The following is a 14109-nucleotide window of genomic DNA, read 5'->3' on the forward strand; positions in this document are numbered from 1 at the left end:
CGGCAAGGCGCGCATGATTTCTTTTCTGCGAGGCCGATTCCACCGACATGTAAGGATTACATTTTGCCGCTAAAAGGCTGGAACGAGCGCCGTAATTCAGTGAATTAGTGCTAAACAGGAAAAAATGATGCTGGCATAGTCACCGCCAAGGAGGGCTTATGTCACTGTCAGTTGTTTATACACGCGCGGCCATCGGCGTGAAGGCACCGCTTATTTCTGTAGAGGTTCATTTAAGTAATGGACTGCCCGGACTGACGCTGGTCGGCTTACCAGAAACGACCGTTAAAGAGGCGAGGGATCGCGTGCGCAGCGCAATTATTAATAGCGGTTATGCTTTTCCGGCGAAGAAGATCACCATTAACCTTGCGCCCGCCGATTTGCCAAAGGAGGGAGGGCGATATGATTTACCTATTGCTATAGCGCTTCTCGCGGCTTCTGAACAGCTCAATACGCCAGGGCTAAGCTCGTGTGAGTTCGTGGGTGAATTAGCGCTTACAGGCGCGTTAAGAGGCGTTCCCGGAGCAATCTCGGGTGCGCTTGAAGCCATACGCGCGGGAAGACAAATCATTGTGGCCAATGAAAATGCCTCTGAAGTAAGCCTTATCGCCGAAAAGGGGTGTCTTGTCGCAGGACATTTGCAAGAGGTTTGCGCCTGGCTGGAAGGCCGACACGAGCTTGCCGAGCCGCAGGAGAATGACGAGGTGGCGCCAGCTTCGCCCGAAGATCTCAGCGATATTATGGGTCAGGAACAGGGTAAGCGGGCGTTAGAGATAACGGCCGCGGGTGGGCATAACCTGTTACTGATAGGTCCGCCAGGCACGGGGAAAACGATGCTGGCGAGCAGATTGAGCGGCCTGTTGCCACCCCTCAATAATCATGAAGCACTGGAAAGCGCCGCGATATTTAGCCTGGTCAGTTCTACGTCGCTGCATAAACAGTGGCGCCGCCGTCCTTTCCGCTCTCCACACCACAGTGCGTCTCTTACCGCGATGGTGGGCGGGGGTTCGATCCCCGGACCGGGTGAAATCTCACTGGCGCACAACGGCATTTTGTTTCTGGATGAATTGCCAGAGTTTGAACGCCGCGTGCTGGATGCATTGCGGGAGCCGATTGAATCCGGCGAAATCCATTTGTCTCGTACTCGGGCCAAAATAAGCTACCCTGCGCAGTTTCAGCTAGTCGCGGCGATGAACCCTAGCCCTACGGGTCATTATCAGGGCAATCATAACCGCTGTACGCCGGAGCAGACGCTGCGCTATCTGAGTAAGCTGTCTGGCCCCTTCCTCGACCGTTTTGATTTATCTCTCGAGATCCCCCTGCCCCCGCCCGGTCTGCTGAGGCAAACCGGTATTAGGGGCGAAAGCTCAGCAACTGTGCGTGAACGGGTTATTGCGGCGCAGGCGCGGCAGTATGCTCGTCAGAACAGGCTGAATGCCCGGCTGGATAACAGCGGGATCCGACAGTTTTGTTCTCTCAACGCTGAAGATGCAGGCTGGCTGGAAGAGACACTGACGCGGTTTGGGCTATCCATTCGCGCGTGGCAGCGTTTGTTGAAAGTAGCGCGCACGGTCGCCGACGTGGAGGGCTGCCCCGGAATAGAGAGGCGGCATTTGCAGGAGGCATTAAGTTATCGTGCGATCGATCGGCTGCTGTTGCATCTGCAAAAAATGCTGGCATAAAAAAAGGGGCCGTAGCCCCTTCTCTTCTTAATCGTCAGACTCGGTGTAGTCTTCTGCACCTTCCATCTGCGGCTTACCGCCAGACAGCGTATGGAAACGCTTAGGACGCTTAATGCGAGCCATATACTTGATCCATACACGTTCTGCATCAGACTGCGGCTCACGCTCACCACGGCAAACAGAGACAAACTGTTTTTCATCTTCGGTTGCCGGTTCACGTTTACCCAGATCCAGCTCGTTAAAGGCATAACCATGGCGCTCAAGAAGTTGAGCTTCTTTGATAGTGAAATCGCCGTGACGAGAGAACCCGCGCGGGTAATGTTTATTGTCGAAAAAACGATTAGTCGTCGTAAAGCTTTCCGCCATCCTACACGCTCCTAATTCTTTGGCCGAGCTATTTATGGCGCGGAGTATTAGTTACGCTTGACAGAGTGTAAAACAAAACATTTAAATCATAACGACAAATAATTTTGTGGAGAAAGATGTGGATACGGAATTGCTAAAAACTTTCCTCGAAGTGAGCAGAACGCGACACTTTGGGCGAGCAGCTGAAGCCCTCTACCTGACGCAGTCAGCAGTCAGTTTTCGTATTCGACAGCTGGAAAATCAACTGGGTGTGAACCTTTTTACCCGCCATCGCAACAATATTCGTTTAACTCCGGCTGGTGAAAAGTTGTTGCCTTATGCAGAAACCCTGATGAATACCTGGCAGGCAGCGCGAAAGGAGGTTGCGCACACCTCCCGGCATAATGAATTCTCGATCGGTGCCAGCGCATCGCTATGGGAATGCATGCTCAGCCAATGGCTTATGCGGCTATATCGCACACACAACCATCTGCAATTTGAGGCGAGGATTGCGCAACGTCAGTCGCTGGTTAAGCAACTCCACGAGCGGCAGCTTGATCTGCTGATCACCACAGAAGCCCCCAAGATGGACGAATTTAGCAGCCAGATTGTTGGACAGTTTAGCCTGGCGCTCTATGCATCGGAGCCTGCAATGATGAAGGCCGACCTGAATTATTTACGCCTGGAATGGGGGCCTGATTTTCAGCAACACGAGACGGGGTTAATTGCCAGCGATGATATCCCGCAGCTCACGACAAGCTCAGCGGAGATCGCATGCCAGCATCTTCCCGCATTGAAAGGCTGTACCTGGTTACCTGTTCGCTGGGCGGATAATAAACCTACACTCCATGTTGTCACCGATTCGACAACGCTCTCCAGGCCGCTGTATGCCATTTGGCTGCAAAACAGCGATAAGCAGTCGCAGATAAAAGATCTGTTAAAAACCAGCATACTGGATTAACGCAAAAGCCTGCGGAAACGCAGGCTGCTTATTCTTCAGGAAGGTGTTGAGCTGTTTTGCAGGCAAAAAAAATCCTTTGCCGAAGCAAAGGATTCTATATGGCAGGGGCGGAGAGACTCGAACTCGCGACACCCGGTTTTGGAGACCGGTGCTCTACCAACTGAGCTACGCCCCTAAAGTTTTTGCCATTAAGCCTGCCGGAAAGGCAGGCTTAATGTCTTAATAAGTGGCGGAACGGACGGGACTCGAACCCGCGACCCCCTGCGTGACAGGCAGGTATTCTAACCGACTGAACTACCGCTCCACCGAATACTTCTGTAACCACCGGATTAATACACCGGCTTACTACTTAATTTGATGCCTGGCAGTTCCCTACTCTCACATGGGGAGACCCCACACTACCATCGGCGCTACGGCGTTTCACTTCTGAGTTCGGCATGGGGTCAGGTGGGACCACCGCGCTACAGCCGCCAGGCAAATTCTGTTTAATCTGTATCAGGCTGAAAATCGTGTCTGTCTCTTCGCCAAAACACCTTCGGCGTTGTAAGGTTAAGCCTCACGGTTCATTAGTATCGGTTAGCTCAACGCATCGCTGCGCTTACACACCCGACCTATCAACGTCATCGTCTTTAACGTTCCTTCAGGAGACTCAAGGTCTCAGGGAGAACTCATCTCGGGGCAAGTTTCGTGCTTAGATGCTTTCAGCACTTATCTCTTCCGCATTTAGCTACCGGGCAGTGCCATTGGCATGACAACCCGAACACCAGTGATGCGTCCACTCCGGTCCTCTCGTACTAGGAGCAGCCCCCCTCAATTCTCCAGCGCCCACGGCAGATAGGGACCGAACTGTCTCACGACGTTCTAAACCCAGCTCGCGTACCACTTTAAATGGCGAACAGCCATACCCTTGGGACCTACTTCAGCCCCAGGATGTGATGAGCCGACATCGAGGTGCCAAACACCGCCGTCGATATGAACTCTTGGGCGGTATCAGCCTGTTATCCCCGGAGTACCTTTTATCCGTTGAGCGATGGCCCTTCCATTCAGAACCACCGGATCACTATGACCTGCTTTCGCACCTGCTCGCGCCGTCACGCTCGCAGTCAAGCTGGCTTATGCCATTGCACTAACCTCCTGATGTCCGACCAGGATTAGCCAACCTTCGTGCTCCTCCGTTACTCTTTGGGAGGAGACCGCCCCAGTCAAACTACCCACCAGACACTGTCCGCAACCCGGATTACGGGTCTACGTTAGAACACCAGCCATTAAAGGGTGGTATTTCAAGGTTGGCTCCACGCAGACTGGCGTCCACGCTTCAAAGCCTCCCACCTATCCTACACATCAAGGACCAGTGTTCAGTGTCAAGCTATAGTAAAGGTTCACGGGGTCTTTCCGTCTTGCCGCGGGTACACTGCATCTTCACAGCGAGTTCAATTTCACTGAGTCTCGGGTGGAGACAGCCTGGCCATCATTACGCCATTCGTGCAGGTCGGAACTTACCCGACAAGGAATTTCGCTACCTTAGGACCGTTATAGTTACGGCCGCCGTTTACCGGGGCTTCGATCAAGAGCTTCGCGTTGCCGCTAACCCCATCAATTAACCTTCCGGCACCGGGCAGGCGTCACACCGTATACGTCCACTTTCGTGTTTGCACAGTGCTGTGTTTTTAATAAACAGTTGCAGCCAGCTGGTATCTTCGACTGATTTCAGCTCCACCCGCAGGGGCTTCACCTACACATCAGCGTGCCTTCTCCCGAAGTTACGGCACCATTTTGCCTAGTTCCTTCACCCGAGTTCTCTCAAGCGCCTTGGTATTCTCTACCTGACCACCTGTGTCGGTTTGGGGTACGATTTCGTGTTACCTGATGCTTAGAGGCTTTTCCTGGAAGCAGGGCATTTATCACTTCAGCACCGTAGTGCCTCGTCATCACACCTCAGCGTTAATAAGGTACCGGATTTACCTGGAACCTCCGCCTACATGCTTAAACCGGGACAACCGTCGCCCGGCTGACATAGCCTTCTCCGTCCCCCCTTCGCAGTAACACCAAGTACAGGAATATTAACCTGTTTCCCATCGACTACGCCTTTCGGCCTCGCCTTAGGGGTCGACTCACCCTGCCCCGATTAACGTTGGACAGGAACCCTTGGTCTTCCGGCGAGCGGGCTTTTCACCCGCTTTATCGTTACTTATGTCAGCATTCGCACTTCTGATACCTCCAGCATGCCTCACAGCACACCTTCAACGGCTTACAGAACGCTCCCCTACCCAACAACACATAAGTGTCGCTGCCGCAGCTTCGGTGCATGGTTTAGCCCCGTTACATCTTCCGCGCAGGCCGACTCGACCAGTGAGCTATTACGCTTTCTTTAAATGATGGCTGCTTCTAAGCCAACATCCTGGCTGTCTGTGCCTTCCCACATCGTTTCCCACTTAACCATGACTTTGGGACCTTAGCTGGCGGTCTGGGTTGTTTCCCTCTTCACGACGGACGTTAGCACCCGCCGTGTGTCTCCCGTGATAACATTCTTCGGTATTCGTAGTTTGCATCGGGTTGGTAAGCCGGGATGGCCCCCTAGCCGAAACAGTGCTCTACCCCCGAAGATGAGTTCACGAGGCGCTACCTAAATAGCTTTCGGGGAGAACCAGCTATCTCCCGGTTTGATTGGCCTTTCACCCCCAGCCACAGGTCATCCGCTAATTTTTCAACATTAGTCGGTTCGGTCCTCCAGTTAGTGTTACCCAACCTTCAACCTGCCCATGGCTAGATCACCGGGTTTCGGGTCTATACCCTGCAACTTAACGCCCAGTTAAGACTCGGTTTCCCTTCGGCTCCCCTATACGGTTAACCTTGCTACAGAATATAAGTCGCTGACCCATTATACAAAAGGTACGCAGTCACCCCATAAAGAGGCTCCCACTGCTTGTACGTACACGGTTTCAGGTTCTTTTTCACTCCCCTCGCCGGGGTTCTTTTCGCCTTTCCCTCACGGTACTGGTTCACTATCGGTCAGTCAGGAGTATTTAGCCTTGGAGGATGGTCCCCCCATATTCAGACAGGATACCACGTGTCCCGCCCTACTCTTCGAGTTCACAGCATGTGCATTTTCGTGTACGGGACTATCACCCTGTACCGTCGGACTTTCCAGACCGTTCCACTAACACACAAGCTGATTCAGACTCCGGGCTGCTCCCCGTTCGCTCGCCGCTACTGGGGGAATCTCGGTTGATTTCTTTTCCTCGGGGTACTTAGATGTTTCAGTTCCCCCGGTTCGCCTCGTTAACCTATGTATTCAGTTAACGATAGTGCAACGGATTGCACTGGGTTTCCCCATTCGGACATCGCCGGGTCAAAGGTTCATATCACCTCGCCGGCGCTTTTCGCAGATTAGCACGTCCTTCATCGCCTCTGACTGCCAGGGCATCCACCGTGTACGCTTAGTCGCTTAACCTCACAACCCGAAGATGTTTCACTTCTGATTGCGAAAATTTGAGAGACTCGAACACACATGAGCTGTGTGTCGTTTCAATTTTCAGCTTGATCCAGATTTTTAAAGAGCAAAACTTCGCAGTGCACCTTTTCAGGTTCACTCTGAAGTTTTCTTGTGTTCGCAGTAAAAGATGGTGGAGCTATGCGGGATCGAACCGCAGACCTCCTGCGTGCAAGGCAGGCGCTCTCCCAGCTGAGCTATAGCCCCATCGTAGTCACCTCTGTACCGGTAATTTTTGTTGAGGCAAGGCGTGGTGACACGAAGCATACTTATGTATGTGAATGTCGCCGCAACGCAGCATCAGCAAAAATTTGGTAGGCCTGAGTGGACTTGAACCACCGACCTCACCCTTATCAGGGGTGCGCTCTAACCACCTGAGCTACAAGCCTGTAGAGGTTTTTTACTGCTGTTTTTCATCAGACAATCTGTGTGGACACTACAAAGGCAGGTTCTTTAAGGTAAGGAGGTGATCCAACCGCAGGTTCCCCTACGGTTACCTTGTTACGACTTCACCCCAGTCATGAATCACAAAGTGGTAAGCGCCCTCCCGAAGGTTAAGCTACCTACTTCTTTTGCAACCCACTCCCATGGTGTGACGGGCGGTGTGTACAAGGCCCGGGAACGTATTCACCGTGGCATTCTGATCCACGATTACTAGCGATTCCGACTTCATGGAGTCGAGTTGCAGACTCCAATCCGGACTACGACGCACTTTATGAGGTCCGCTTGCTCTCGCGAGGTCGCTTCTCTTTGTATGCGCCATTGTAGCACGTGTGTAGCCCTACTCGTAAGGGCCATGATGACTTGACGTCATCCCCACCTTCCTCCAGTTTATCACTGGCAGTCTCCTTTGAGTTCCCGGCCTAACCGCTGGCAACAAAGGATAAGGGTTGCGCTCGTTGCGGGACTTAACCCAACATTTCACAACACGAGCTGACGACAGCCATGCAGCACCTGTCTCAGAGTTCCCGAAGGCACCAATCCATCTCTGGAAAGTTCTCTGGATGTCAAGAGTAGGTAAGGTTCTTCGCGTTGCATCGAATTAAACCACATGCTCCACCGCTTGTGCGGGCCCCCGTCAATTCATTTGAGTTTTAACCTTGCGGCCGTACTCCCCAGGCGGTCGACTTAACGCGTTAGCTCCGGAAGCCACGCCTCAAGGGCACAACCTCCAAGTCGACATCGTTTACGGCGTGGACTACCAGGGTATCTAATCCTGTTTGCTCCCCACGCTTTCGCACCTGAGCGTCAGTCTTTGTCCAGGGGGCCGCCTTCGCCACCGGTATTCCTCCAGATCTCTACGCATTTCACCGCTACACCTGGAATTCTACCCCCCTCTACAAGACTCTAGCCTGCCAGTTTCGAATGCAGTTCCCAGGTTGAGCCCGGGGATTTCACATCCGACTTGACAGACCGCCTGCGTGCGCTTTACGCCCAGTAATTCCGATTAACGCTTGCACCCTCCGTATTACCGCGGCTGCTGGCACGGAGTTAGCCGGTGCTTCTTCTGCGGGTAACGTCAATTGCTGAGGTTATTAACCTCAACACCTTCCTCCCCGCTGAAAGTACTTTACAACCCGAAGGCCTTCTTCATACACGCGGCATGGCTGCATCAGGCTTGCGCCCATTGTGCAATATTCCCCACTGCTGCCTCCCGTAGGAGTCTGGACCGTGTCTCAGTTCCAGTGTGGCTGGTCATCCTCTCAGACCAGCTAGGGATCGTCGCCTAGGTGAGCCGTTACCCCACCTACTAGCTAATCCCATCTGGGCACATCCGATGGCAAGAGGCCCGAAGGTCCCCCTCTTTGGTCTTGCGACGTTATGCGGTATTAGCTACCGTTTCCAGTAGTTATCCCCCTCCATCAGGCAGTTTCCCAGACATTACTCACCCGTCCGCCACTCGTCAGCAAAGCAGCAAGCTGCTTCCTGTTACCGTTCGACTTGCATGTGTTAGGCCTGCCGCCAGCGTTCAATCTGAGCCATGATCAAACTCTTCAATTTAAAAGTTTGATGCTCAATGAATTAAACTTCGTAATGAATTACGTGTTCACTCGTTGAGACTTGGTATTCATTTAGTGTCCGAGGACATTAAGAATCCATGTCACTTTGAGTGCCCACACAGATTGTCTGATAAATTGTTAAAGAGCAGTTGCAACGCGGCTTTCAGCTCATCGTTGCGAGGTCCCGTATATTACGTTTTCCTCATTCAGAGTCAAGCAATTATTTTCACTTTTCTCTGTTGGCATTCATCTCTGAACCCCGCTGTCCCGGCGGCTTGTAAGCCGTTGTTCCGTGTCAGTGGAGGCGCATTATAGGGAGTTCTCCGACGTTGACAACCCCTCTTTGAAAAAAAACGTTCAACCGTCTCTTTTTTGCTCAAAACCGTGCTACAGCGCCAGTTTTTCGAGCGTTTCGAAGCCATAACGACGTAAAACGGGCAAAAGTTGTTCGGTTTCTTTTGTTATCGCCATACAGAAAGCGATGTTCGCATCCGCTGATTTCGCATCCGGCGCCTCGTGTTCCAGCAGCCAGGCCGTCCGACGCGCAATCGCAGCACCGGAATCCACCAGCCGGGTCCCTTCAGGCAGAACCTTTAACAGCTCTTCCTGTAATAGCGGGAAATGGGTGCAGCCGAGAACAACCGTATCCGGTGGTTCCTGCATCCGCAGCCATGGACGCAGAATACGGCGCAGCTCTTCAAGCGATACCGTCTCGCCGTGCAGTTTCGCTTCCGCCATTTCCACCAGCTCCGCGGAGCCGAGCATGGCGATCTGGCATTCATTGGCAAAGCGCTCTATAAGCTCACGCGTATAAGGACGTTTTACCGTACCGCGCGTAGCCAGCAACCCCACAATGCCGTTCGCCGTCAGACGCGCCGCAGGTTTGATTGCCGGAACAACGCCCACAACCGGGAACGGGAATTTTTCGCGCAGGGCAGGAAGAGAGACCGTGCTTGCCGTATTACAGGCAATGACCGCCAGCGCCAGGGGATAACGCTTTTGTACCGCGGTGACGATTTCAACCACACGTTCAACAATAAAGTCTTCACTCTTTTCCCCATACGGGAACGCGACGTTATCGAAGGCGTAGATGTAATGGAGATCCGGCAGGAGCTGCCGAATCTCATCATAGACCGACAGCCCACCGACGCCGGAATCAAACACCAGCACGGTGGGACGCGGATCAGAAGGTGTAGCTGCCAGACAAGGTGTATTCCCGTCCTGCAGTTTGGTAGCCATAAACTGTCTCGTAATCTTTATCGAACAGGTTGGCTATTTTACCACGAACTGTGAGATGAGAGGTGACAGGATATGAAACCGCGACGTCCCACAGGCTGACGCCGCCCATTTTCACGCGTTCTGTGGCGTAGGTATTCGGATCAACGGCAACGTCATAGCGAGTGCCCAGATAACGGTACGCCAGATTCCAGTCGAGATCCCACACCTGCCAGTCAAGCTGATACTTAACCTGTTGCTTTGAGCGACGAGCCAGGACTTCGTTAGTTTTCGCATTACGCGGGTCGACGTAGTCGTAAGAAATCTGATGCCCTACCGGGCCAGTGTCGAACTGGGCCGTCGCCTCGATTCCTTTAATACGGGCTTCATCGACGTTGTAATAACGGTAAGTCCGCGGGTCGCTATTAATGAGGTTATCGATATCATTACGATAGCCCGTCACACGCCAGTTTACCGGCCCCGTCAGACCTTCAAAGCCACCTTCCCACTGCTTACTCTCTTCTGGCTTCAGATCCGGATTACCGTAATCTTTACTGTGGATCTGGCTCATGGTCGGTGCTTTATACGCTGTACCGTAAGAACCGATGATGCGATACCCCTCGATGAACTCCCATGCGGCGCTGGTCTGCCAGGTGGCGTGATTGCCAAAATTAGAGTTATCGTCATTACGCGCCGCCGCTTCCAGCGTCACGCTGTTGAACTGCTGCATCGCCGAAAGGAACACGCCGGTATTACGTTGTTCGTAACCTTTTTCCAGATAGCCCGGACCCGCCTGGGTTTTCTGCTTCTGCCAGTCCAGACCCGCGCCGATATTGCCGTGCCCCACGTCAACCGTATTCAGCCACTGGGTGGTGTACTGCTTCACGTCATCCATGGTTGCGGAGTCAGCGTAGCGGCCTTTTTTCGGATCATAGTTCTGATCTTTGCTACGGCCATACCCTGCCACCAGCTGTGACTGGAAAATACCCTGGTTATAGCGCAACCCGGTGTCCCAGTTCTGGCTGTAAACCTGACGCGTGTCCGGCCGCCCATCAATGCCGGTCGCACCATAGTGATCGTAACCGTCATACGCGGAGCGGTTATCGTAGCCAAAGCCACGGACGAATCCGCTGACGCTGTCGGTAAACTGCTGCTCCACCGAGCCAAACAGCGATTTACTCATAAAACCATCGCGGTCTGGCTGGCGCGGGGCATCTTTTGCGGCAATATCAAAACCACGGGTATAGGTATAATCACCGGCCATGGTGATTTTGGTTTTATCGAACACCTGCTGGAAGGCACCGTTATAGTTTTGATACCCCTTTGAACCGACACCCGCAGAAATTTCCGCACCCGGCTTGTCGCGCCCGGTAATGATGTTAATCACACCGCCAATCGCGTCGGAGCCATACAGCGCCGAACGTGGGCCGCGAATGTACTCAATACGCTGAATCAGCGACGTCGGAATTTGGCTTAAATCGGGAACATTGCTGATCCCGGCATTATTCAGGGGGATACCATCAATCAGTACCAGAACATGGCGGGATTCCGTACCGCGAATAAACGTTGAAGAGGTCGACCCCATCCCGCCGCTTTGTGCGATGTCCACACCCGGCAGGCGTGACATGATTTCCACAACACTCGTTGCCTGCCAGCGTTCAATATCCTCACGGGTCACGACGGAGGTCGGAGCCAGAACGGTTTTTGCTGGTTGTTCGAAACGGTTTGCTGTCACCACCAACGAGTCGGCGCTTTCCTGCGCCCAGCCCGAAAATGCCGTGACGGAAAATGCCGTCAACAGCGATACTTTTTTAATCATTGTTAAAGCATCCACAATATAAGAAGGATGCCGCAGGCCTCATCGATAGCACGCGATGATGAAACCAAATGCGACGTGATCCCGGCAGGTCTTCGGGCTGGGTGGCGTTATACGGATGAAGACTTCCCATTTTCACAGTGTCTACAACTCTCATCCCGCCAGTCTTTACCGCTGCGCGTCAGCTCCAGATTTGCACTGGATTCCCTTTTCACTCTCAGGAGACCGGAAACAGAATGCTACAATTAGACACGTATAGATGTCCAGATAGCTATTAGCCATTAAATCTGGACATCCACTGCACAATCCCTACAATCCCCGCGTAATTCTTTATCACTCAGGACGCATCATGACCCCCGAACACCTCCCGACAGAACAGTACGACGCACAGCTGGCAGAAAAAGTTGTCCGCCTGCAAAGTATGATGACGCCTTTCAACGCGCCGGTTCCCGAGGTGTTTCGTTCTCCGGTCAGCCACTACCGTATGCGCGCTGAGTTCCGCATCTGGCACGATGGCGATGACCTGTACCACATCATTTTCGATCAGCAGACGAAATCCCGTATTCGCGTAGACAGTTTTCCGGCGGCGAGTGAGCTCATCAACCAGCTGATGACACTAATGATCGACGGTGTACGCAATAATCCGGTGCTGCGCAACAAGCTGTTCCAGATTGACTACCTGACCACCCAAAGCAATCAGGCCATTGTTTCTCTGCTCTATCACAAAGCGCTGACCGACGAGTGGCGCGAGCAGGCAGAAGCCCTGCGCGATGCGCTGCGCGCGCAGAACATCAACGTGCACCTGATTGGCCGCGCGACCAAAACCAAAATCATGCTGGACCAGGATTACATCGACGAGCGTCTGCCGGTAGCAGGTAAAGAGATGGTTTACCGTCAGGTAGAGAACAGCTTCACCCAGCCGAACGCCGCCATGAACGTGCAGATGCTTGAGTGGGCGCTGAAGGCGACAGAAGGGTCTAAGGGCGATCTGCTGGAGCTCTACTGCGGTAACGGCAACTTCTCGCTGGCGCTGGCGCGTAATTTCGAGCGCGTGCTGGCGACGGAAATCGCCAAACCGTCGGTGGCCGCCGCGCAGTACAACATCGCCGCTAACCATATTGATAACGTACAAATTATTCGTATGGCGGCAGAAGAATTTACCCAGGCGATGAACGGCGTACGCGAGTTTAACCGCCTGCAAGGGATTGATTTGAAGAGCTACCAGTGTGAGACAATTTTTGTCGATCCGCCGCGCAGTGGCCTGGACAGCGAAACCGAGAAGATGGTGCAGGCTTACCCGCGTATTTTGTACATCTCCTGTAACCCGGAGACGCTGTGCAAGAATCTGGAAACATTAAGCCAGACGCACAAGGTTGAACGTCTGGCGCTGTTCGATCAGTTCCCGTATACGCACCATATGGAGTGCGGCGTTTTACTTACCGCACGGTGATCTGTAGGCCGGATAAGCGTAGCGCCATCCGGCATTTTTTGGCAGATGGCGCTTCGCTTACCTGCCCTACAAATAATTCATTACTCCGGTAACTGGCTCTTGCGGCTACGCATGCGCGAGCCAATCCAGAACACCAGCGCCACAGACAGTACCGCAGGCAGGAAGTTAGAGCCAATATCCGGATACTCTGCGCGCACCACGGTGCTGTACAACAGTACACCCAGAATAAAACAGGCTGCGGCCAGTCCCGGTAACCCAACCGGCATGGTGCGGTTCAGATAACGTTGATGCAGGCAGTACACCGTCAGCACCAGCGCGATAATCGGGAAAATCGAGAACGGTACAATTGAGCTAAAAACCGCCGCAAACGTACCATTGATGGATAAGCCAGCGATCAATGCCAGCAACAGCGTTCCTTTATCCTGACCTGACTGTTTCATTACTCACCTTCACTCATCGTTTTGATGTGCCAACTTCTCTTGTTCACGGCGATACCAGTAGTACGCACCTTTAGAAATCATCCGCAGCTGCAATACCAGTCGCTCTTCGAGTTGCTTACGTTGTTCAATGCTGACATCCAGCGCTTCGGCACCCGCGCTGAAAACAATCGTCACCATCGCCTCGGCCTGTGCTTCAGTAAACGCACGCGGCATATGGTTTTCGAGTTCAAGATAGTCGGCAAGTTCCGCGATGAAATGCTGAATTTCACGCGCGACGGCGGCACGAAACGCGGCTGACGTTCCGGAACGCTCACGCAACAGCAGGCGAAACGCGTTAGGGTTATTGCCGATAAATTCCATAAATGTCGACACGGAGGTGCGGATCACGCTGCCGCCTTTGGCGATACGCTGACGCGCCTGACGCATAAGCTGGCGCAGCATCAAACCGCTCTCGTCGACCATGGTCAGGCCCAGTTCATCCACATCACGGAAATGACGATAGAAGGACGTTGGCGCAATCCCGGCCTCGCGCGCCACTTCACGCAGGCTCAAACTGGCAAAACTCCGCTCAGCACTCAGTTGACTGAATGCGGCTTCCACCAGCGAACGCCGGGTTTTCTCTTTTTGTTGTGCTCTTACGCCCATCACGATAGTTGAATCCTTCCAAAGGCCCGTTGGCACTATACCAGAGAATAAAATTAATCTGTTTACCT

The 14109-nt window shown here is 53.1% G+C and carries 8 protein-coding genes, 4 tRNA genes, 3 rRNA genes and 1 riboswitch; of the genes, 3 read left to right on the forward strand and 12 right to left on the reverse strand.

Features of this window, described 5'->3' with window-relative positions; all coding sequences use genetic code 11:
- Positions 1–158: 158 nt before the first annotated feature.
- Positions 159–1679, forward strand: a complete 1521-nt coding sequence (locus tag AC4OVU_RS21565; protein WP_032620478.1) for a YifB family Mg chelatase-like AAA ATPase — start codon at positions 159–161, stop codon at positions 1677–1679.
- A gap of 27 nt (positions 1680–1706) precedes the next feature.
- Here the strand turns inward: AC4OVU_RS21565 and AC4OVU_RS21570 are convergent, their stop codons facing one another.
- On the reverse strand, positions 1707–2045 hold the full coding sequence (locus AC4OVU_RS21570; RefSeq protein WP_006808641.1) for a MaoP family protein: 339 nt from the start codon (positions 2043–2045) through the stop codon (positions 1707–1709).
- A gap of 118 nt (positions 2046–2163) precedes the next feature.
- On the opposite strand from AC4OVU_RS21570, the gene hdfR reads away from it, so the two are divergent.
- Complete coding sequence (gene hdfR, locus AC4OVU_RS21575; RefSeq protein ID WP_045339136.1) at positions 2164–2985, forward strand: HTH-type transcriptional regulator HdfR; 822 nt, start codon at positions 2164–2166, stop codon at positions 2983–2985.
- A gap of 99 nt (positions 2986–3084) precedes the next feature.
- Here hdfR and AC4OVU_RS21580 read toward each other — a convergent pair.
- The 9 genes from AC4OVU_RS21580 to btuB form a co-directional block, all read right to left on the reverse strand.
- Positions 3085–3160: transfer RNA gene (locus AC4OVU_RS21580), tRNA-Trp, on the reverse strand.
- Positions 3161–3212: 52 nt separating this feature from the next.
- Positions 3213–3289: transfer RNA gene (locus tag AC4OVU_RS21585), tRNA-Asp, on the reverse strand.
- 55 nt (positions 3290–3344) lie between these two features.
- A 5S ribosomal RNA gene (gene rrf, locus AC4OVU_RS21590) occupies positions 3345–3460 on the reverse strand.
- 70 nt (positions 3461–3530) lie between these two features.
- A 23S ribosomal RNA gene (locus AC4OVU_RS21595) occupies positions 3531–6436 on the reverse strand.
- A gap of 170 nt (positions 6437–6606) precedes the next feature.
- A tRNA-Ala gene (locus AC4OVU_RS21600) sits at positions 6607–6682 on the reverse strand.
- 105 nt (positions 6683–6787) lie between these two features.
- Positions 6788–6864, reverse strand: a tRNA-Ile gene (locus AC4OVU_RS21605).
- Between the two features lie 70 nt (positions 6865–6934).
- Positions 6935–8476 (reverse strand): 16S ribosomal RNA (locus AC4OVU_RS21610).
- The 16S, 23S and 5S rRNA genes sit together here with 4 tRNA genes alongside, the layout of an rRNA operon.
- 386 nt (positions 8477–8862) lie before the next feature.
- Positions 8863–9714 carry a glutamate racemase gene (murI, locus tag AC4OVU_RS21615; RefSeq protein WP_003862067.1) on the reverse strand — a complete coding sequence of 284 codons (852 nt, stop codon included), beginning with the start codon at positions 9712–9714 and terminating at the stop codon, positions 8863–8865.
- Positions 9659–11509: a TonB-dependent vitamin B12 receptor BtuB gene (btuB, locus tag AC4OVU_RS21620; RefSeq protein WP_110292370.1), complete on the reverse strand. Its 1851-nt coding sequence runs from the start codon at positions 11507–11509 to the stop codon at positions 9659–9661. The genes murI and btuB overlap by 56 nt, the downstream gene beginning before the upstream one ends.
- A 66-nt stretch (positions 11510–11575) precedes the next feature.
- Positions 11576–11751: riboswitch (cobalamin riboswitch) on the reverse strand.
- 104 nt (positions 11752–11855) lie between these two features.
- Between btuB and trmA the strand changes: the two genes are divergently transcribed.
- Positions 11856–12956: a tRNA (uridine(54)-C5)-methyltransferase TrmA gene (gene trmA, locus AC4OVU_RS21625; protein WP_003862063.1), complete on the forward strand. Its 1101-nt coding sequence runs from the start codon at positions 11856–11858 to the stop codon at positions 12954–12956.
- An 80-nt stretch (positions 12957–13036) separates the two neighbouring features.
- On the opposite strand, the gene AC4OVU_RS21630 is transcribed toward trmA, so the two are convergent.
- Positions 13037–13396, reverse strand: coding sequence for a YijD family membrane protein (locus AC4OVU_RS21630; protein ID WP_017383113.1), 360 nt, complete (start codon positions 13394–13396; stop codon positions 13037–13039).
- A gap of 9 nt (positions 13397–13405) precedes the next feature.
- Positions 13406–14044 (reverse strand): HTH-type transcriptional repressor FabR, encoded by a 639-nt coding sequence (gene fabR / locus AC4OVU_RS21635; RefSeq protein ID WP_003862059.1) that lies wholly within the window; start codon positions 14042–14044, stop codon positions 13406–13408.
- Positions 14045–14109 lie beyond the last annotated feature (65 nt).

It is taken from the genome of Enterobacter sp. 6722112 (assembly GCF_058661685.1).